The sequence below is a fragment of the Cronobacter sp. HA18006 genome (assembly GCF_011605445.1).
GTDB lineage: Bacteria > Pseudomonadota > Gammaproteobacteria > Enterobacterales > Enterobacteriaceae > Cronobacter > Cronobacter sakazakii.
Genome location: NZ_JAANQB010000011.1, coordinates 1,198,560 through 1,217,799 on the forward strand (window position 1 = coordinate 1,198,560; position 19,240 = coordinate 1,217,799).

A 19,240-nucleotide genomic window follows, 5' to 3' on the forward strand; every position below is an offset into this window, starting at 1 on the left:
ACTTACCTTTTCTACGATAGTGGCTTCAGGCGGCGGTCGGCGCCAGACGTTGCTCACGGTTTAAACTTTGCAGCGCGGATACATCAACAATCAGCGCCACGCTACCATCGCCCAGGATCGTGGCGGCCGAAATACCCGGCACCTTGCGATAGTTACTCTCAAGGTTTTTCACGACGACCTGGTGCTGACCAATCAGCTGATCGACCAGCAGTGCATAACGGCGACCGGCGCTTTGCAGGATAACGACAATGCCCTGCGTCGCTTCGGTTTTCGCCCCTTGCACATCAAAGACTTTCCACAACTCCACCAGCGGCAGATATTCGCCACGCACTTCCAGTACGCGCTCGCCGCCTGCCAGCGGATGCAGATCTTCTTCACGCGGCTGCAGCGACTCCATGACCGCGTTCAACGGCAGAATAAAGACTTCTTCGTTTACCTTAACCGACATGCCATCGAGGATAGCCAGCGTCAGCGGCAGCAGGATACGAATCGTCGTGCCCTGGCCCTGACGGGAGGCGATTTCAACATGGCCGCCCATCTCCTGAATGTTACGTTTCACCACGTCCATGCCGACGCCGCGACCGGAAACATCGGTCACTTGCTCTGCCGTGGAGAAGCCTGGCGCGAAGATGAGCATGCCCACTTCGTCATCGGTCATGCTTTCACTGACGGCCATGCCCTGAGACATCGCTTTCGCAAGGATACGCTCGCGGTTGAGGCCAGCGCCGTCGTCGGTCACTTCAATGCAAATGTTGCCGCCCTGATGTTCTGCGGAGAGGATCAGGTTGCCCACCGGGGATTTACCCGCAGCGGCGCGTTTTTCCGGCGATTCGATACCGTGGTCGAGGCTGTTACGCACCAGGTGCGTTAACGGGTCGATAATGCGTTCAATCAGGCTCTTGTCGAGTTCGGTGGAGCTGCCCTGCAGGGTCAGTTCAACCTGCTTGCCAAGTTTGCTCGCCAGATCGCGCACCAGACGCGGGAAGCGGCTGAAGACGTATTCCATCGGCATCATACGGATGGACATCACCGATTCCTGCAGATCGCGGGCGTTACGTTGTAACTGACTCATGCTGGTGATCAGGTCGCCGTGGGTGACCGGGTCAAGCTCATTGGAGCGCTGCTGGAGCATCGACTGGGTAATAACCAGCTCGCCCACCAGGTTTATCAGCTGGTCAACTTTCTCCACCGCTACACGAATACTGGTGTTTTCTTTTTCGCGGGCCGGTTTGTTCTGCTCGGCGCGTGGGGCGCTGGCGGCAGGCGCTTTCGCGACCGGTGCGGCGACCACAGGCGCAGGCGCGGCTTCAACCACCGGCGCGGCCGCGACAGCAGGCGCTTCATCAGCGGCAGGCAGCGGCAGGAACTCGATCTGATCGCCTTCGATGACAAAGCAGAGCACCGCGGTGATGTCATCTGCGCTGGCGCTGGTTTCAAGAGTAGCGATCAGGTGATCGGCGCCCTTTTCAATCTGGCTTAAGGCGCCGAGATTACCGAGCTCTTCCTGCAGGAGTTCGATTTCATTGCCTTTGAGTTTGCCAAGCTTTATGCGCAGCTTGCCGCCATCCGTGGGTGCACTGGCCGCAGGTGCCGCGGTTTCTGTTTCAACAACAGAGAGTTTCGCCGCCGCCGCAGGCGCTTCGCCTTTGGCTTCGAGCGCCAGTTGGCGCAGTGCCTGACAGATGTATTCAAAGCTGGCTGCGTCCGGCTCCGAAGAGCTTTTATAAGCGTCAAGCTGTTCCTGCATAATATCTTTGGTTTCCAAAAACAGGTTGATAATGTCGGTGTTGAGTTGCATTTCACCCCGACGTGCTTCATCCAGCAGGTTTTCCATCAGATGGGTGGTTTCCTGCAGGATGGTGAAGCCAAAGGTTCCCGCGCCACCCTTGATGGAATGCGCGGCGCGGAATATGGCATTTAGCTGTTCGGCATCGGGCGCTTCGGGCACCAGATCGAGCAAATGCTGCTCCATGTCAGCCAACAGTTCGTCGGCCTCATCGAAAAATGTCTGATAAAAATCGCTAATATCCATACTCACGCTATCACCTCGTAACCGGTTGGGACGGTGTTGGGTTTGAGGCCGGGGGGACGGCGCCCGGTTGTTGTAATACGCTCAGTGACTCATTTTCGCTTTCGGCGTTTTCATGCACGATGGCATCTTCCGACTGCTTGTTGAGTACCAGCAAACTTATGCGGCGGTTCAGGGCTTCATTCGCGCCTTTCTCCGCCAGGCGCATCGTGGCGGCCATGCCCACCACGCGCAGAACTTTGCCATCATCAAGCCCGCCGATAACCAGCTCGCGACGCGATGCGTTGGCGCGGTCTGCCGAGAGTTCCCAGTTGCTGTAGCCGCGTTCGCCGTTGGCGTACGGGAAATCATCGGTGTGGCCTGACAGGCTCACTTTATTCGGTATCCCGTTCAGCACCGGCGCGATGGCGCGCAGAATGTCGCGCATATACGGCTCGACTTCGGCACTGCCGGTTTTAAACATCGGGCGGTTCTGGCTGTCGATAATCTGAATACGCAGCCCTTCCTGCACGAGATCGATGCGCAGATGCGGGCGCAGCGCACGCAGTTTCGGGTCCGCTTCGATAAGCTGATCCAGATCGCCACGCAGTTTTTGCAGGCGGTTACGCTCCATGCGTTTTTTCAGCTCGTCGATATTCGGCTCTTGTTTTTTCACTTCGCCCTGCGACTGCGTGACATCATCTCCACCCCCCGGAATCGGGCTTTCGCTATCGGCGATGCGATGCCCGCCGGTGATGGCGGCTGACAGCGGCGTGCGGAAATATTCCGCAATCTGCGTCAGCTCCTTCGGGCTGGAGATGGAGATAAGCCACATCACCAGGAAGAAGGCCATCATGGCTGTCATAAAGTCGGCGTAAGCGATTTTCCACGAGCCGTGCGAACCGCCGCCGTGGCCTTTATGCTTGCGCTTTTTTACGATAACGACGGGGTGGTTGCTGTTTTTCATGCGTCTTCTGTCACCTGCTGCTGGTTAGGCGATTTCACCGCGCGAACGTGTTCATCCAGCTCAGTGAAGGACGGACGCTCGCTGGAGTAGAGCGTCTTACGACCAAACTCTACGGCGATAGGCGGCGCGTAACCGTTAAGGCTCGACAGCAGCGTCACTTTCACGCACTGCATCATTTTGGTGGTTTCGGCGCTCTTCTGGCGCAGCACGGTCGCAAGCGGCGACACAAAGCCGTAAGCCAGCAGGATGCCGAGGAATGTCCCCACCATCGCGTGCGCGATAAGCGCGCCGAGCTCTGCCGCCGGGCGGTCAGCCGACGCCAGCGCGTGCACCACGCCCATTACCGCCGCCACGATCCCGAACGCCGGGAGCGAGTCGCCCATCAGCGCCAGGCTGTTGGCCGGAACTTCCGCCTCGCTTTCGTGCGTTTCGATCTCTTCGTCCATCAGCGCTTCAATCTCAAAAGTGTTCATGTTGCCGCTGATGATGAGACGCAGATAATCGGTGATGAACTCCAGCATGGTGTTGTCCGCCAGGATGCGCGGGTAGCTGGTGAAGATTTCGCTCTCTTTCGGGTTCTCGATATCACGCTCCAGCGAGAACATGCCCTGCTGGCGCGATTTGGTCATCAGGCGATACAGCAGCGCCATCAGATCCATGTACATACTTTTGGTGTATTTCGAACGGCGAAACAGCAGCGGCAGCGCCTTCAGCGTGCCTTTGATGGCTTTCCCGTTGTTACCGACGATAAACGCACCCACACCCGCCCCGCCGATAATGATTAATTCAGCAGGTTGATAGAGTGCACCAAGCTCTCCTCCGGTAATCATGTAACCACCGAAGACCGTTCCCAGAATGACCAGGTAACCTATTAAAATCAGCACGACATCATCCTTCCGCTGTTGGCTATGGCGAGGATGTTCAGGTGAGCAGAAAACGTTGCCGGTTTCAGTTAGGAAAAAAAAAGCAGCGGCCTTTTGGGCCGCTGCTGGAGTGGTTTTCCACACCTATCCGGTTAAACGGCCTGTTCGACCTGTTCATCCAGCAGTTGTGGAATAATATCGGCAGCATCTCGCGAAAGTTTACGTCTTTTTACGGCGCGAGACGGTGGCTGGCACAGGCTGCATGCGAAGCTGCCAACCGGCTGGTGTGCATGAGTAACAAAATTACCGCCGCAGCTGTTGCAGCGCGATAATTCAAGCATTCCGCTGTCCACGAAACGGACCAGCGTCCAGGCGCGGGTCAGCGCCAGCAGCGGGCCTTCTTCGTTTTCTTGCGGGCATTGCTCCAGGTACAGACGGTACGCTTTGATAACCGCGTCAACGCCTGAACACAACCCGGTGCGTAGCAGATACTGCCAGGCGTTACAGAACATCGAAGCGTGGATGTTCTGCTCCCAGGTCATGAACCAGTCCGTGGAAAAGGGCAACATACCTTTTGGCGGCGGGCTGCCCCGCAGCTCTTTATAAAGTTTGATGAGTCTACCGCGGCTAAGTTGCGTTTCACTTTCCAGCATCTGTAAACGTGCGCCAAGGGTAATGAGTTCCATGGCGAGCTGGATATCACGGGCTTCCTGAACAATGCTCTTGTCGGTCATACGTTATGCCCTTTTCTTCCTGGCGACGTCTTCGGTGCCGCTGGCTTCGTTGAGCAGACGCGTAGAGAGCAGAATACCGGTGTGGATCTGTTGCAGATCGTCAACGCGTGATTCTTGTGTTAAACGCGTGATCGACTGATGATCCTGAAAACGGAACTGACAGACAAGCTGGTTCGTTTCAGCCAGTTTCACCATTTGCGGCAGAGTCAGGTCGCCCAGTGTGGACGCCATCTCTTCGCTAATTCCCAGGCGAAACATCGCAGACGCTTTATCCTGACTGATCAGACGCTGTGCAAGTAACAGATATGACAGGTTGATGTCGTAGATATGTTTCAGCAACTCGGATGTATGCATTTTTCCCATCCAATAACAAACTATTATTTTAACGCGGCGAAGCCGCACCCCGTGATGTCGCCGGGCAAATCCCGGTAAAAAAATAAATCGTTACGGCCAAAATGCATCGGTGAAACCAGACTTGTCGGTGAACAGTGTTCCCGTCAAATTCGATTGTCCCTGGCAGGCTCCGTGCACGCCTTTCATCATTTCCTTACACTTGCTTAAGATTTTTCCTAAATCGAGCAAATCGTACTCGGCGGACACCGTTCACACAACGTGCTTGTGAAAAGATTTTGGAAAAAGTGTGACGAGTATCACATATTTTCAGAAAAAGTCACTAAAAAACCATCAGGATTGCTTTTCTTTTGTATAAAAATTAACCAAACAGACGCCTGGCAATGCGTAAAATTCCGAATATTCATTCACCCTTAACTACGGTGTAGCAGTCGGCCATACTTTACATTTGCAACTATTTAACATCACGTGATCACGGGTGGTCACTATAAAAGAAACAGTACTATCCGGGGAGTACTTAAATCAACTTACCTATTTAAAACAGTGAGTTACGTCAAATAATAAGAAGCATGCTAATGATGCATTTTTGAACGAAAAGGGGATAAAGCGGTGTCAGGATGCATCCTGCGCTTATGTTACAAGATGTTACAGAACGGAAATAATGGTTAAATTATTCCTTTGATAAGAATAGCTAATGTATTCAAAAGCCGTGTTTCACCGTTATTAAAGCGGCTTCACATTCTTTCGGGGCGTGTACGTCGTACTATTTCATTATGGCTGCTTCCTGCAGTTCTCTCTGGCGAAAGGACATCACTATGAGCTATTCCCATGTACTCGTTGCCGTGGCGGTGACACCAGAAAGCTACCGGCTTATCACCCGCGCGGTCTCTATCGTTAAACCCGTCAACGGCAAAATCTCTCTTATTACTATCGCCACGGATCCGGAACTCTTTAATCAAATGTCAGCGCCAATGCTCGAAAATTTGCGCGACATCATGTTTGAAGAGACGAAAACGTTTCTGGAAGACCTGAAAAGCAAGGCCGGATATCCGATTAATAAAACCATAATCGCTACCGGAGAGCCTGGAGAATATATTCGCGATATATGTGAAAAAGATGACATCGATCTCGTGATCTGCGGCAATCACAATCACAACCTGTTCAGTAAAGCGGTCTGTTTGTCGAAAAAAATTGTCGCCACCAGCAAAACCGATCTTCTGCTGGTGGCGCTCGATTAGGATGACGTTCCCGGGCGAGCGCCCGGGAAGCGCAGACGGCGTATTACGCCAGTTTCGGGAAGGTCGCCACCTTGCTTTGCAGCTCGCGTTCAGGGCTACGTGGCGTTACCTGCTTTAGATCTTTAATAAAGGCCTCCTGCCAGTGATTGATGTCGTTTTTACGGACAATCTCCAGCATCTCGCTGTGGCGCGCGATACGCTCCGCGAGCGGCATTTTCAGCGCCCGGTCAAGGGCGGCCGCCACATCGTCGCGATCGTAGGGGTTAACCAGCAGCGCGGCGGTCAGCTCATTGGCAGCGCCCGCAAACTGTGAAAGCACCAGCACGCCCGGGTTTTTCGGGTCCTGCGCGGCGACATACTCTTTCGCCACCAGGTTCATCCCGTCACGCAGCGGCGTCACCAGGCCCACGTCAGAGTAGCGGAAGACCTTCATCAGCAGCTTACGGTCGAAGTGCTGGTTGAGGTAATAGAGCGGCGTCCAGCCGAGCTGGCCATATTTCCCGTTAATACGCCCTGCCTCCGTTTCCAGCTGATGACGAATATCCTGATAAGCCTGCACATCGCCACGCGACGTCGGCGCTATCTGGGTATAACGAATTTTGCCATGGTGCTCCGGGTATTTCTCCAGCAGCGTCTCGAACGCCTGGAAACGCTCCGGCAGCCCTTTGGAGTAGTCGAGGCGCTCCACAGAGAAGATATTCTTCACGCTGGCAAGCTCAGCCTTAAGCTGCGCCAGTTTCGGCGGCAGCGGGCCTGCGGAGGCCTGCGCAATCTCTTCAGGCTCAATACCAATCGGGTAGACTTCCGTGCGGAAGGTTTTACCGTAGGCGGTGTGCTCGCCGTCGCTACTGGTAGAGAGATGCGTCTGCATCGCAAGGCAGTCCAGGAACGCGGTGCGGTCGTTTTCCGTCTGGAAGCCCAGCAGATCGTAATCGCACAGCTGCTCCAGCAGCTCGGTGTTGGTCGGCAGGGCGTTAAAGATTTCCGGGGTCGGGAACGGAATATGCAGGAAGAAACCGATGCGGTTATTCACGCCGCGCTTACGCAGTTCGCTGGCAAACGGCAGCAGGTGGTAATCGTGGATCCACAGATTATCGTCTGGCTCAATGAGCGGTTTGAGTTTATCCGCCAGCAGGCTGTTAACGCGCAGATAGCCTTCCCACGCTTCGCGCTGGAAGTTCACCAGATCCAGACGGTAGTGGAACGCAGGCCACAATACGCCGTTGGAGAACTGGTTGTAATACTGGTCGTGATCCTGCTCGCTTAAGTTGAATGACGCCCAGGTAATGTTGTCACGGGTGACTTTTTTTAGCGGGGCATCCTCATTGCCAATTTCACCGCTCCAGCCAAACCACAGGCCGCCTGCTGCTTTCAGCGCTCCCAGTATCCCTACCGCGAGGCCCCCGGCGCTGCTTTTTTTATCATCCGGCGGGGCGATACGATTAGATACTACGACTAAGCGACTCATAGCCTTCTCTCCTTTTATTTGACGTTTTTTTTTCTTGTTCTTGAACTAATTGCTCCAGCCACGCGTGGACGGCCGGGACATCGGCGAGTTGCCACTTCGCCTGGGTATCCCCCTGCCCGACCTTGACGCTAATGCCATTGAGCTGGTTTACAGCGTAAAATCCGGCTTCGTCGGTGAGATCGTCACCCACAAAAACCGGTACGCGGCCTGCGAACGGCGCTTCTTTCATGAATGCCTCGATAGCCGCGCCTTTATTAATGCCCAGCGGTTTTAACTCCACTACGCATTTGCCCGGTTGCAGCCCCAGCTGCTTATGCTCGCTGGCGATGCCTTCCGCCAGCGCCAAAATCTGGTCTTCATACTCCGGCGCGCCGCGATAGTGCAGCGCGAATGCCATGCCTTTCGCCTCAAGCTCCGTGCCAGGCATCTGTGCAAGCGCCGATTCCAGTTGCTGATGCAGATGTGCGACCAGCGATTCCGGCAGCGACACGACATGGTTCTGACCACGGATATCACGACGCTCGGCCCCGTGGACCCCGGCCAGCGGAAAGCGATGCGGCGCGGCAAGCTGGTCCAGCTCCGTCATAGAACGTCCTGAAATCAATGCCAGAGCTCCGTCATTCATGTCGGCGAGTTTTTGCAGCAGGCGACGAACATCGGAGGGAATGAACACTTGATCGGGGTGCGGCTTGATGTCGGCAAGCGTGCCGTCAAGGTCGAAAAAAAAGGCCAGATTTTCGCGGGTTACGGGCGGTACAGCTAACACTTCGGCCACCAGTGTTTCCTCCTTCCTTACGGGTTAAACAGCTAACCCTGAGGTTATCTGATAGTTTTAATGACCGTGTAAGTATAGACAGTGTGACGAGTGTCGCCATTCGGCAACGCCTTCCGCCTGTCTGAAAAAACAGGTCGGAAGGCGTTTTTAGAGGGAATTACGCGGGAGAAAATGCGTTACGCAACGCGTTTCGCTTTCTGTTTGTAACGGTCGAAAATCACCGCCGCAAGCAGGATCAGGCCACGCACCACGTACTGTGCGAACGGGGAGATATTCAATAAATTCATCGCGTTTTCAACGGTGCCGAGGATGAGGATACCCGCCACCACATACGAGATTTTTCCTATGCCGCCTTTCAGAGAAACGCCACCCAGCACGCACGCGGAAATCACGATAAGCTCATAACCGATGGAGGTCATCGGCTGGCCGCTGGTCATGCGCGAGGCGAGGATGATACCCGCTGCGGCGGAGACCAGGCCTGAGAGCACAAAGATAATAATTTTGGTGCGCACCACCGGCACACCCGCCAGACGCGCGGCCTCCTCGTTACCGCCAATCGCCAGTGTGTTACGCCCGAAGGTGGTTTTATTGAGCAGGAAGCCGAACACGATAAGGCAGGCGACCGTCAGCCAGATAGGCGCCGGCAGGCCGAGCCAGTTGGCATAACCGAGGGTGAAAAAGCTTTCGTCTTCGATGCCCACCGCTTTACCGTCGGAGATAATGTACGCGAGGCCGCGCACAATCTGCATGGTGGCAAGCGTGGTGATCAGCGCGTTAATTTTAAGCTTCGCGATAACAAAGCCGTTGACCAGCCCGCTGACAATGCCGAGCAGCAGGCCCGCCGCGACGCCGAGCCACAGGCTTTCGGTCATGTTAATGACCACCGCCGTGGTAACGCCCGCGCAGGCGATGACAGACGCCACCGAGAGGTCGAAATCCCCGGAGGCGAGGCAGAACAACATGCCGCAGGCCACCATCCCGGACATCGAGATAGCCAGCCCCAGGCCTTTCATATTGATAAAGGTGGCGAAGTTCGGCACGAAGATAGCGCAGGCGAGGAACAGCACAGCGAAGACCACCAGCATGCCGTACTGATCCCAGATGCGACCCACGGAGAATGAGGACTTCGGCGCACCGGATGTGGTTAGTGATGACATAATTTCTCCTTACTTAAGCGACAGCCTGGCTGGTTTTGGGCATAGCGAGGCTGAGCGCCGTTGATTCGCTGGCCTCCTCGTGCAGTAATTCACCGGCGATTTCGCCTTCACGCATGACAACAATGCGGTCGGCCACGCCGAGGACTTCCGGCAGATCGCTGGAGGCGAAAAGCACCGCCACCCCCTGCGCCGCCAGCGCGTAAATCACGTTGTAGATTTCATGTTTCGCCCCAACGTCAATCCCGCGGGTTGGCTCATCAAGCAAAATCACTTTCATCTCTTCCGACAGCCAGCGGCCGAGTATCGCCTTCTGCTGGTTGCCGCCGGAGAGATTCATAATTAACTGCTCAGCGCCGGGGGTTTTGATATTCAGCGAGCGAATATGATGGCGGGCGTTCTCCTGCTCCCAGCCGTTATTGATAAGACAGCCCGCGCTGATGTGCTTGCGCCGCGCGCTGATGTTGATGTTGTCCTGCACGGAATGTACCGGAATGATGCCGTCGGCTTTGCGGTCTTCCGGGCAGAGCATCATGCCCGCGCGAATGGCGTCGCCCGGCGCGCGGATAGCGACCGGCTCGCCGTCAATCAGCACCTGGCCGCTGGTAATGCGCGTGCCGCCGAACAGGCCTTTCATTAATTCGCTGCGCCCGGCGCCCACCAGCCCAAACAGGCCGACGATTTCGCCGCTCTTCACGCTCAGGCTCACCGGCGCGCGCACGCCCGGCGCTTTCACCGCTTCAAGACGCAGCCGCTCCGGGCCATAGCTGCGCGGCTGCCAGCCGTAAATATCACCGAGATCGCGCCCGACCATCGCCTGCACCAGGCTGTCGTGGTTCACCTGCTGCATGTCGCTAAAGGTGCGCACGTAGCGGCCATCTTTAAACACCGTAATGGCGTCACTTAACGCGAAGATCTCTTCCATACGGTGCGACACATAAAGAATGACGCGCCCTTCTTTGCGCAGCTCGCGGATCACGCGGAACAGGTGTTCAATCTCACGCGCCGAGAGCGAGCTGGTCGGCTCGTCGAAGGCGATGATTTTGGCGTTGCGCGCCAGCGCTTTGGCGATTTCCACCATCTGCCACTGGCCGATGGAGAGATATTTCAGCGGGGTCTGCGGGTCGATATCGAGCCCCAGATGCTCCAGTTGCAGCTTCGCCTCGTAGTTGAGCAGCGAGCGGTTGACTATCCCGGCCTTGTGAGGGATCTGGCCCAGATAGATGTTTTCCGCCACGCTCATCTCCGGCACCAGATGCAGCTCCTGGTAGATGATAGCGACGCCCGCGTTGAGCGCCGCCGTGGTGTCGCTAAACGTAACGTCTTCGCCTTTGATGGCAATAGTGCCGGTGGTCGGCGCGTAGTTGCCGCTGAGAATTTTTAACAGTGTCGATTTACCGGCGCCGTTTTCGCCCATCAGCGCATGAACCTGGCCTGCGTGGCAGTCAAAGCTGATATCCGAAAGCGCCTTCACACCGGGAAAGGTTTTCCCGATGCCGCGAAACGAAAGATAAGGTGACGATGTCTGCATGTTACCTCCGGGCCACTCAAAAAGCGGGCGCGCAGGCGCGCCCGAACCGCGATAAATCGCCCATTACTTGCCGCCAAGTCCTTTCTTCGCCAGCTCTTCTTTGAAGTTGTCGCGAGTAATCAGCACCACGTCGGTCACTTCGGTGAATTTCGGCGGCTCTGCCCCTTTGGTCACCCAGTTGTAGAGCATTTCGCTGGATTTATAGCCGTGTACGTCCGGGCTTGGCAGCAGCGAACCGTAGAAACCGGTAGCCTGCGCTTTGGACAGCTCGCTCACCGCATCCACGCCGTTGATGCCGATGCCGATAACGTCAGCCGCTTTAAAGCCCTGCCCTTCGGTGGCGCGCACGCCGCCCAGCACGGTGTTATCGTTCATGCCGACCACCAGCCAGTGTTTCACTTCAGGATGCTGAACCAGCATGGAGTTGGCGGCGTCAAACGCGCCGGGGATGTCGTTGGATTTGGTCGGGACTTTATAGATCTGTTTTTCCGGGAAGCCTGCGGCTTTCAGCGCGTCCATGGAGCCGGTGGTGCGGCGACGCGCGGTGTCGAGCTCGTCGGCGGTAATCGCCATCACAGCCGTTTCTTTCACGTCCCAGCCGCGTTTCTGCATCTCTTTATAGAGTTCCTGGCCCTGGCGCTCGCCGATTTTGGTCGCGGCCATCATCACCAGCGGCACAGTTTCCATCGGTTTGCCTTTGGCGGTCACGAACTGGTCATCCACGGCGATGACTTTCATATCGTAGCCGCGCGCTTTCGCGACAATCGCCGAGCCGAGTTTCGGGTCTGGCGTACAGATAACAAAGCCTTTCGCCCCGCTCGCCGCCAGGCTGTCGATGGCGTTGAGGGTTTTCTCGCCATCCGGCACCGCAATTTTGATGACTTCAAAACCCAGGTCTTTGCCCGCTTTATCAGCGAATTTCCATTCGGTCTGGAACCACGGCTCTTCAGGCTGTTTCACCAGAAAACCGAGCTTCATGGTTTCTGCGATAGCGGATTGTGACATAACGGCGGCGAGCCCGATGGCCGCCAGCGCTTTAGTAAATTTGTGCATGGGTATCTCCAGCTTTAGCTTTCTTTTATGCAGGGTAAAAACCTGAAAGGTTCTTTTAATCGGACAGAAAACAACGTATTAGCCGTTCCCTCCCGGAAGCGGCGAACGCTGGAGATAGTTTTAGCGGGAAATTAATTCTCCATAGGAGAGCGAAATCACATCATGGAATTACAGTGATTGCGTACATAAATACAGCAATATCGGGCATAAATCTGGCCCGATATGTATGATGATTCAACGAGGATTTAGCAGATATATCCATAAGCCCAGCCAGAGAATCCCTGACCGTTACCAGAGGGTGACAAGACCGCCTTCTGTGCCATAGAGCGGATCGCGCCCGGGCGTTGCCACTTGCGCCACATTTTTACGCGTTTGCGCCAGTTGCGCGGGTTCATCCAGGAATTTATCGGGCGACAGCCCTTCCGGGTACGCGCCCACCGCCATGAAATCGGCGCTGGCGTCGATTTGCTTATGCCCGACACCTGCCGGGATCAGCACCGCGTCGCCGGTGCGAAGCGTGACAACGGGCCCCGCTTCACCGCCTAACTGGATCTGCGCCTCGCCCGCATAGATACCGAGCACTTCATGCGTGATGGTATGAAAATGGGTGTAAGTGAAAACCGGGTAGCGCCAGCGTGCCGGCCACTGATGCTGCCCGAAGCGCTGTTCAAACCAGACCGCCGCGTCGTCAGCGTCTTCGGGCAACACATGGCGATAAAGCAGCACTGGCAGCACGTTATTCGGCACGCCGCCGCAAGGCTCGCGCAGATAAAGCGTTTCACAGGCGTTAGTCATACTCTCCTCCTTGTCGCGAACAAAGCGTAAGTGTAGCCCGCCGCGCCATGCCGCTTTACCAGGGGAATCGATGTGAGGGGCGTGTTCGCGCGCCGCGGTTCATCGTAATGTTTAGCCACCATAATATATCGACAGGCATAATGCGCTTCCCTCACCCCCTGTCGTCAGCAACAACGCGCTTTTTCATTTCTTTTTGCTTAAACGAGAATAAAACGTATCCGCTGCGTCGGGCGTACCGGCAACGAAGGTCGCCCCGGAAGCATTCCAGCGCTGCGTCACGTTTTAAGAAAGAATCGGTTGGACTGGCAAATAGCCACAGTTATACCAGGCTTAATACATCAGGGAGCGATGATGCTTACGTTTTATAACGGCTGACACGTGGCCACCCGCCAGGACCTGACGGGCAAGCGTACACGCGTCGCGGTCAACGACCGTTTCCCTTAACCCTGTCAATAAGGATATTTATATGGCTCCCCTCGGCGTGGTGCAGAAACTCAATGCACAAATGAATCAGGAATTTTACGCATCCAACCTGTGCCTCTATTACAGCGACTGGTGTGCGCAGCAGAGCCTGAACGGCAGCGCGACGGTACTGCGCCAGCAGGCGCAGCACAACGTCACTCAGATGATGCGGCTGTTCGATTACCTTAAACAGACTGGCGCGAACCCGGTGGTCGGCGCGCTAAAATCGGTGAAACCCGACTGCTCAAGCCTGGAAGCGATTTTTCATCAGATGAAAGATGAGCTTGGCGGACGCCATGCGGCGCTGGCGCGTCTGATGAGCGAAGCGCAGGCGGCGCGTGATGACGCGATGCTCGCCATGCTTGGCGAGTTTGAACAGGAGCTGCGCCAGGACGAAGCGCTGCTCGCGACCATTCTTAACGAACTCACTCAGGCCCGTCAGGCTGGCTTGTGTGCCGAAGAAGCGGACCAGCGTCTGCTTGTCATGATGGAACAGACCCCCTGATTTTGATCCCCGCGCCCTCACCTGAGGGCGCTTACGTTTTCCTTCGCTTTTCCTTCCCTTTCTTTTCGCTCAACGTTATCGATACGTTAACAATGTATTGTTTTTGTTAGGTTTTTATAAATACGATCTGGCTCCCGTTGATTAACCCTGCATTCTGTAATGCTTCTGCGATTCAACGCATGTTACGTGGCAGGAGCCTTATGATTACTCTCGAATTTATCGTCATTATTTTGTGTTTGCTGGCAGGCACCCGCTTCGGCGGGATGGGGCTTGGCCTCATCAGCGGCATCGGGCTGTTTCTTTTAACCTTTATCTTTGGGCTGGAGCCGGGCAAGCCGCCGGTGGACGTGATGCTGACCATCCTTGCGGTGATAGGCTGCGCCGCCACGCTGCAAACCGCGGGCGGCCTGAACGTGATGATGCAGTTCGCAGAACGCCTGCTGCGCCGTCACCCACAGCACATCACGCTGCTGGCACCGCTCACCACCTGGACGCTGACGTTTCTGTGCGGCACAGGGCATGTGGTCTACACCATGTTCCCGATTATTGCCGACATCGCGCTGAAGAAAGACATACGCCCGGAACGCCCGATGGCCGTGGCGTCCGTCGCCTCACAAATGGCGATTACCGCCTCGCCGGTGTCGGTCGCCGTGGTATCACTGGTGTCGATTCTCGGCGCGCAGCATGGCGTTGGCGAGGCATGGAGCATTCTGGAAATTCTCGCGGTTTCCGTACCGGCGTCGCTCTTCGGCGTGCTGGTCGCCGCGCTCTGGAGCCTGCGGCGCGGTAAAGATTTAAAAGACGACGAGGCGTTCCAGGCGCGTCTGCGCGACCCGAAACAGCGTGAATACCTCTATGGCGGCAGCGAAACGCTGATGAATCAGCGCTTTGACAAACACGCCTGGTGGTCCACGTGGATTTTCTTCGCCGCCATTGCGCTGGTGGTGCTGCTCGGCGCGATCCCCGCGCTGCGTCCGGCATTTGAGGTGAAAGGCAACATCGCCCCGCTCTCCATGAATCTGGTTATCCAGATGATGATGCTGATTGCAGGCGCGGTGATGCTCGTCGTCTGCAAAGTGAACGCGGCGTCCATTTCCAGCGGTGCGGTGTTTAAAGCCGGGATGGTGGCGATTTTCTCGGTGTTTGGCGTGGCGTGGATGAGCGACACCTTTTTCCAGGCGCATTTAAACGAGCTGAAACTGGCGCTGGAAGGCGTGGTGAAAAGCCACCCCTGGACCTACGCGATCGTGCTGTTTCTGGTCTCGAAACTGGTGAACAGCCAGGCGGCGGCGCTGACCGCGGTCGCTCCGATGGGGCTGATGCTGGGCGTCGAGCCGAAAATGCTGGTGGCGTTTTTCCCGGCCTCTTACGGCTATTTCGTGCTGCCGACCTACCCAAGCGACCTCGCGTGCATCGGTTTTGACCGCTCCGGCACCACGCGCATCGGCAAATTTATTTTAAACCACAGCTTTATCCTGCCGGGGCTGATTGGCGTCAGCTGCGCCTGCGCTGCCAGCTATCTGCTGGTGCAACTCTTCTTCTGATGCATCTCAAACAGGGCGGTCTGCGGGCCGCCTGCACAAATCTTCCAGACTTTTGTTAAAGACTCGTTATGCTAGAGTTTCCTTTCACAGGAGACGCTATGGCTAAAGACTGGATTGAATTACGTCAGCACGCTGACACCGGCATCGAAACCATCCGCGCCCATTTTGAAGGCCACGCTTACGATCCGCACTGGCACGACAGCTATCTGGTGGGCATGACGCTCGCCGGTACCCAGCAGTTTCACTGTCGCCGTGAGCGTCACCAGAGCACGCCGGGTGCGGCGTTTCTGCTGGAGCCCGGCGAAACCCATGACGGCGACGCGCCGCTGGCGGGCGGCTTTACCTATCTCACTTTTTATCTCGATGAACGCTGGCTGCGGGAAACGCTCGGCGGGCTCTACGCCACCGTGCCGGACAGCTACGAGCTACACTTCGCCCGCACCATCGCCCGTGAGCCCGCGCTGGTACAGGCGATTGCCTCGACATTCACCGCGCTGCATCACGATGAAATGCGCATTGTGCAGCAGGGCGTGATGGATAACCTGTTAAGCCAGCTCACGCACCAGTGCCAGTGGCGCAAACGGCTGCCAGGTGAAATTCGCGACGCGCAGATGGCGCAGCGCGCCCGTGATTATCTGTATGCGCATCTCGGTGAGAATATCGGGCTGGCGGAACTGGCACAGGCGCTCGGCACCGATCGCTTTACGCTGTCGCGCACGTTTAAACACGCCTTTGGTATGGCGCCCCACGCCTGGCTGGTGCAACTGCGCCTCGCCCGCGCCAGAGCGATGCTTGCGCGCGGCATGACGCCTGTGGACGTGGCGGCGGCGCTCGGTTTCGCCGATCAAAGCCATCTGGGGCGCTGGTTCCAGCGCGCCTATCGGCTCTCGCCCGCCCACTACCGCAAACTCTGCACGAATCTTCCAGACGCCAGCGCCTGAGTCACGCAGGATAAAGGCTCAGACAACGGGAGATGCTATGAGCCTGCTTACACAACAACTGCCCTTTTTATTCTTCGCTTTTGTGGCCTCGATTACGCCGGGGCCGACCAACATTTTGATTCTCTCCAACAGCCAGCGTTACGGCACCCGCGCGACGCTGCCCGCGGTTGTCGGCGCGTGCCTGGCCTCCAGCGCTATTGTGCTGATGTGCGGCGTCGGGCCGGGTGAAGCGCTGCGCCACGCCCCCTGGCTTGCGCGTCTGATGGCGCTCGCTGGCGCGCTGTGGCTGACGTGGATGAGCTGGCAGCTGTTCCGTTCACCCGCGGTCTCGCTCTCGGGCGAGGCGAGCAAACCGTTTGGCGCTGGCGCGGCGGCGGCATTACAGCTGATTAACCCGAAAACCTGGATGATGGCGATGGCGGTGGTGACGGTCTTCGCGCCGCACAGCGGCCGCGCGCTCACCACACTTTCGTTTCAGGCGCTGGGCTTTCTTGTGATTTCGCTGCTGTGCCTCGCCGCCTGGGCCTGGCTTGGCAGCGGCGTGCAGCGGGTATTTCGCAGCGACAAAGCGCTGGTGCGCTTTCAGCGGCTGATGGCGCTGTGGCTGTTCGCCTGCGCCTGGATGGGATTTTTTAACTGAAAACGGCCCCGCGGGGCCGTTTTGCTTAGTGCGCTTCGTTCTGCGGGGTGAAGCGCAGCTCAATCAGCGCCACCGCTTTCTGAATGGCGCGCAGCGTCACCGGATCGGCGGAAGGATGGCCGGAGAAATCGATGCTTTTCAGCTGGCTCGCCATTTTGTCGCGCACTTCTACCGGCGCGATGACGTCGATAACGTCCAGGATCTGTTTAATCACCAACTGGCAGGCGACGACGTCGGAAACCAGTTCATCTTCGGCAGTGAGGGATTGGGACATTGCATTCTCCTTAGCGTGAAGGCGCACATAGTAGCGGCAAAGCCCGGCAATTGCGAACCTGGCACGCTGAAGGTTTCAAAATGAACCATCATTTCATAAATCAGCACTAAGGGTTTCAGAACGAGGCAATGGCGGGTATAACAAGAAATGCGGACATAAAAAAACCTGCCAGCGGCAGGTTTTTTATCAGAACATCCCGGCTGGCGGAACGTCTTTGAAGGTTTTGCAGTAATTTTCAAACATGCTTTTAAGGATTTTACGCAGTTTCATGGCGTGCTCCGGTTTTATTCATTCTGGTTAGCGTGTTGCTACCCGCCAATAATATGACCCGCATCACAAAAATCAATCATTTTGTGATTAAAATCACACCACGCTGTTAATGAAAATGAACTGAATGTTAACAAATTGCTTTCATTTCCGGCACTTAACGCTTGTGCAATTTGATTAATTTTTATAAAAAAATTTTAGAGGGCGGGTATGGGGCAGAAAATGGCGAAAGCCAGCGCAGGCGGCGTCTCTCCCGCCGCGCTGCTGGTGGCGGGCGCGTTTTTTATGGAGTTCCTCGACGGTACGGTGATAGCGACTGCCCTGCCGACGATGGCGCACACCTTCGGTGTCGAAGCGGTCGCGCTGAATATTGGCATCAGCGCTTATCTGCTGACGCTCGCGGTCTTGATCCCGGCAAGTGGCTGGATTGCCGACCGTTTCGGTGCGCGTAAGGTGTTTACGCTGGCGCTGGGGATTTTTACCGGCGCGTCGGTGCTGTGCGGGCTCGCTAACTCGCTTGAAATGTTTGTACTGATGCGCGTATTGCAGGGCGCGGGCGGCGCGCTGATGGTGCCGGTCGGCCGTCTCGCGGTGCTGCGCGTCACGCCCAAACACCAGCTGATTACGGCTATCGCCACGCTGACCTGGCCCGCGCTGGTGGCGCCCATTATCGGGCCGCCGCTCGGCGGGTTTATCACCAGTTATGCAAACTGGCGCTGGATTTTCTTTATTAACCTGCCCGCCGGGCTTGTCGTGATGGCGCTCGCCTGGCGTCTTATTCCTGATAATCACGATGACGTTCGCCGCCCGTTTGATACGCCCGGTTTTCTCGCCACCGCGCTGGCGATGGTGGCGCTGGTCTGCGCGATGGAAATGCTGGCCGCGCGCGAATCAAACGGCCTGCTCGCAGGCGCGCTGCTGCTGGCGGGATGCGGGGCGCTGGTCTTCGCGCTGCGCCATTTTCGCCGCGCGCCGTTCCCGATGATCCGCCTTGATGCGATGGCCGTACCGACATTTCGCGTCACGATGTACGGCGGTTCGCTGTTTCGTGCGTCGATCAGCGCCGTGCCGTTTCTGTTGCCGCTGCTGTTTCAGGTGGGCTTCGGCATGGACGCGTTTCACTCCGGGCTGCTGGTGCTGGCGGTTTTCGCGGGCAACCTGACGATAAAACCTGCCACAACACCGCTTATCCGCTGGCTCGGATTTAAAAAGCTGCTGCTGATTAACGGCCTGCTGAACGTGCTGGCGCTGCTTGCCTGCGCGCTGCTGACGCCGCAGACCCCGGTGTGGCTTATTCTGCTGATACTTTTCCTGGGCGGCGTGTTTCGCTCGATTCAGTTTACCGGCATCAGCACGCTGGCTTTTGCAGATGTGCCTTCGGGCGAAATGAGTTACGCCAATACGCTGTTCAGCACCGCCACGCAGCTCGCCGTGGGGCTTGGCGTGACGCTGGGCGCTATCGGCATCCGGCTTGGCGAGGTAATAAGTACGTCTTTTTTGAGCGCCAATATTCCGGGCGCGAGTTTCCGGCTGGCGTTTGTGGTGATTGCGCTGATAAGCCTGGCGGGGATGTTTGATACGCTGCGCCTCACCGCGCATGCGGGCCACAGCGTCTCCGGCAAACGGGCGTAAAAAAGCCAGCCCGCGGGCTGGCTTTTTCACCAGGCATT

At 56.7% G+C, this 19,240-nt stretch carries 19 protein-coding genes; 6 read left to right on the forward strand and 13 right to left on the reverse strand.

Annotated elements, in window-relative coordinates:
* Positions 1-25: 25 nt before the first annotated feature.
* The 5 genes from cheA to flhD all read right to left on the reverse strand — a co-directional run bounded on the left by cheA (position 26) and on the right by flhD (position 4,926).
* Positions 26-2,032, reverse strand: a complete 2,007-nt coding sequence (gene cheA / locus G9X48_RS07415; protein ID WP_032988423.1) for a chemotaxis protein CheA — start codon at positions 2,030-2,032, stop codon at positions 26-28.
* Between the two features lie 10 nt (positions 2,033-2,042).
* Positions 2,043-2,975, reverse strand: a complete 933-nt coding sequence (motB, locus tag G9X48_RS07420; RefSeq protein ID WP_007776016.1) for a flagellar motor protein MotB — start codon at positions 2,973-2,975, stop codon at positions 2,043-2,045.
* On the reverse strand, positions 2,972-3,859 hold the full coding sequence (motA, locus tag G9X48_RS07425; RefSeq protein ID WP_004384888.1) for a flagellar motor stator protein MotA: 888 nt from the start codon (positions 3,857-3,859) through the stop codon (positions 2,972-2,974). The genes motB and motA overlap by 4 nt, the downstream gene beginning before the upstream one ends.
* A 131-nt stretch (positions 3,860-3,990) precedes the next feature.
* Positions 3,991-4,572, reverse strand: a complete 582-nt coding sequence (gene flhC / locus G9X48_RS07430; protein WP_004384887.1) for a flagellar transcriptional regulator FlhC — start codon at positions 4,570-4,572, stop codon at positions 3,991-3,993.
* A gap of 3 nt (positions 4,573-4,575) precedes the next feature.
* Positions 4,576-4,926: a flagellar transcriptional regulator FlhD gene (gene flhD / locus G9X48_RS07435; RefSeq protein ID WP_004384886.1), complete on the reverse strand. Its 351-nt coding sequence runs from the start codon at positions 4,924-4,926 to the stop codon at positions 4,576-4,578.
* 812 nt (positions 4,927-5,738) lie between these two features.
* On the opposite strand from flhD, the gene uspC reads away from it, so the two are divergent.
* Entirely contained in the window at positions 5,739-6,161 is a 423-nt protein-coding gene (gene uspC, locus G9X48_RS07440; RefSeq protein WP_007868796.1) for a universal stress protein UspC, read from the forward strand.
* A 43-nt stretch (positions 6,162-6,204) separates the two neighbouring features.
* Here uspC and otsA read toward each other — a convergent pair whose 3' ends face one another.
* The 6 genes from otsA to G9X48_RS07470 all read right to left on the reverse strand — a co-directional run bounded on the left by otsA (position 6,205) and on the right by G9X48_RS07470 (position 12,937).
* Positions 6,205-7,629, reverse strand: a complete 1,425-nt coding sequence (gene otsA, locus G9X48_RS07445; RefSeq protein WP_097641383.1) for an alpha,alpha-trehalose-phosphate synthase — start codon at positions 7,627-7,629, stop codon at positions 6,205-6,207.
* Positions 7,604-8,404 carry a trehalose-phosphatase gene (gene otsB, locus G9X48_RS07450; protein WP_063264514.1) on the reverse strand — a complete coding sequence of 267 codons (801 nt, stop codon included), beginning with the start codon at positions 8,402-8,404 and terminating at the stop codon, positions 7,604-7,606. The genes otsA and otsB overlap by 26 nt, the downstream gene beginning before the upstream one ends.
* A gap of 176 nt (positions 8,405-8,580) precedes the next feature.
* Positions 8,581-9,564, reverse strand: a complete 984-nt coding sequence (gene araH / locus G9X48_RS07455; RefSeq protein ID WP_029039203.1) for an arabinose ABC transporter permease AraH — start codon at positions 9,562-9,564, stop codon at positions 8,581-8,583.
* Positions 9,565-9,574: 10 nt separating this feature from the next.
* Positions 9,575-11,089: an L-arabinose ABC transporter ATP-binding protein AraG gene (gene araG / locus G9X48_RS07460; protein WP_004384881.1), complete on the reverse strand. Its 1,515-nt coding sequence runs from the start codon at positions 11,087-11,089 to the stop codon at positions 9,575-9,577.
* A 63-nt stretch (positions 11,090-11,152) separates the two neighbouring features.
* Positions 11,153-12,142 (reverse strand): arabinose ABC transporter substrate-binding protein AraF, encoded by a 990-nt coding sequence (gene araF / locus G9X48_RS07465; protein ID WP_004384880.1) that lies wholly within the window; start codon positions 12,140-12,142, stop codon positions 11,153-11,155.
* Positions 12,143-12,430: 288 nt separating this feature from the next.
* On the reverse strand, positions 12,431-12,937 hold the full coding sequence (locus tag G9X48_RS07470) for a cupin (protein ID WP_097641382.1): 507 nt from the start codon (positions 12,935-12,937) through the stop codon (positions 12,431-12,433).
* A gap of 466 nt (positions 12,938-13,403) precedes the next feature.
* On the opposite strand from G9X48_RS07470, the gene G9X48_RS07475 reads away from it, so the two are divergent.
* From G9X48_RS07475 to G9X48_RS07490, 4 genes are all read left to right on the forward strand, one after another.
* Entirely contained in the window at positions 13,404-13,904 is a 501-nt protein-coding gene (locus G9X48_RS07475; protein WP_007868804.1) for a non-heme ferritin-like protein, read from the forward strand.
* 200 nt (positions 13,905-14,104) lie between these two features.
* Positions 14,105-15,448: an anaerobic C4-dicarboxylate transporter gene (locus G9X48_RS07480; RefSeq protein ID WP_076736376.1), complete on the forward strand. Its 1,344-nt coding sequence runs from the start codon at positions 14,105-14,107 to the stop codon at positions 15,446-15,448.
* Between the two features lie 98 nt (positions 15,449-15,546).
* The gene (locus tag G9X48_RS07485; protein ID WP_032988418.1) at positions 15,547-16,389 is read left to right on the forward strand and encodes an AraC family transcriptional regulator; all 843 of its coding nucleotides are present in this window, start codon (positions 15,547-15,549) and stop codon (positions 16,387-16,389) included.
* A 37-nt stretch (positions 16,390-16,426) separates the two neighbouring features.
* On the forward strand, positions 16,427-17,029 hold the full coding sequence (locus G9X48_RS07490; RefSeq protein WP_004387992.1) for a LysE family translocator: 603 nt from the start codon (positions 16,427-16,429) through the stop codon (positions 17,027-17,029).
* A gap of 25 nt (positions 17,030-17,054) precedes the next feature.
* Here the strand turns inward: G9X48_RS07490 and G9X48_RS07495 are convergent, their stop codons facing one another.
* Positions 17,055-17,303 (reverse strand): DUF2766 family protein, encoded by a 249-nt coding sequence (locus G9X48_RS07495; protein WP_004387991.1) that lies wholly within the window; start codon positions 17,301-17,303, stop codon positions 17,055-17,057.
* Between the two features lie 186 nt (positions 17,304-17,489).
* On the reverse strand, positions 17,490-17,573 hold the full coding sequence (azuC, locus tag G9X48_RS07500) for a stress response protein AzuC (RefSeq protein ID WP_015386592.1): 84 nt from the start codon (positions 17,571-17,573) through the stop codon (positions 17,490-17,492).
* A 207-nt stretch (positions 17,574-17,780) separates the two neighbouring features.
* Here azuC and G9X48_RS07505 point away from each other — a divergent pair, with 207 nt between their 5' ends.
* A complete protein-coding gene (locus G9X48_RS07505) occupies positions 17,781-19,202 on the forward strand; it encodes an MFS transporter (RefSeq protein ID WP_097648001.1) in 1,422 nt (473 codons plus the stop codon).
* Positions 19,203-19,240 lie beyond the last annotated feature (38 nt).

Excerpts from the sequence above, each read along its gene's own strand:
- G9X48_RS07480 (WP_076736376.1), top strand. The coding sequence starts at position 14,105 with ATGATTACTCTCGAATTTATCGTCATTATTTTGTGTTTGCTGGCAGGC.
- G9X48_RS07505 (WP_097648001.1), top strand. The coding sequence starts at position 17,781 with ATGGGGCAGAAAATGGCGAAAGCCAGCGCAGGCGGCGTCTCTCCCGCC.
- araF (WP_004384880.1), bottom strand. The coding sequence starts at position 12,142 with ATGCACAAATTTACTAAAGCGCTGGCGGCCATCGGGCTCGCCGCCGTT.
- cheA (WP_032988423.1), bottom strand. The coding sequence starts at position 2,032 with ATGGATATTAGCGATTTTTATCAGACATTTTTCGATGAGGCCGACGAA.
- G9X48_RS07490 (WP_004387992.1), top strand. The coding sequence starts at position 16,427 with ATGAGCCTGCTTACACAACAACTGCCCTTTTTATTCTTCGCTTTTGTG.
- flhD (WP_004384886.1), bottom strand. The coding sequence starts at position 4,926 with ATGCATACATCCGAGTTGCTGAAACATATCTACGACATCAACCTGTCA.
- motB (WP_007776016.1), bottom strand. The coding sequence starts at position 2,975 with ATGAAAAACAGCAACCACCCCGTCGTTATCGTAAAAAAGCGCAAGCAT.
- G9X48_RS07495 (WP_004387991.1), bottom strand. The coding sequence starts at position 17,303 with ATGTCCCAATCCCTCACTGCCGAAGATGAACTGGTTTCCGACGTCGTC.
- uspC (WP_007868796.1), top strand. The coding sequence starts at position 5,739 with ATGAGCTATTCCCATGTACTCGTTGCCGTGGCGGTGACACCAGAAAGC.
- azuC (WP_015386592.1), bottom strand. The coding sequence starts at position 17,573 with ATGAAACTGCGTAAAATCCTTAAAAGCATGTTTGAAAATTACTGCAAA.
- G9X48_RS07470 (WP_097641382.1), bottom strand. The coding sequence starts at position 12,937 with ATGACTAACGCCTGTGAAACGCTTTATCTGCGCGAGCCTTGCGGCGGC.
- otsA (WP_097641383.1), bottom strand. The coding sequence starts at position 7,629 with ATGAGTCGCTTAGTCGTAGTATCTAATCGTATCGCCCCGCCGGATGAT.
- flhC (WP_004384887.1), bottom strand. The coding sequence starts at position 4,572 with ATGACCGACAAGAGCATTGTTCAGGAAGCCCGTGATATCCAGCTCGCC.
- G9X48_RS07475 (WP_007868804.1), top strand. The coding sequence starts at position 13,404 with ATGGCTCCCCTCGGCGTGGTGCAGAAACTCAATGCACAAATGAATCAG.
- araG (WP_004384881.1), bottom strand. The coding sequence starts at position 11,089 with ATGCAGACATCGTCACCTTATCTTTCGTTTCGCGGCATCGGGAAAACC.
- G9X48_RS07485 (WP_032988418.1), top strand. The coding sequence starts at position 15,547 with ATGGCTAAAGACTGGATTGAATTACGTCAGCACGCTGACACCGGCATC.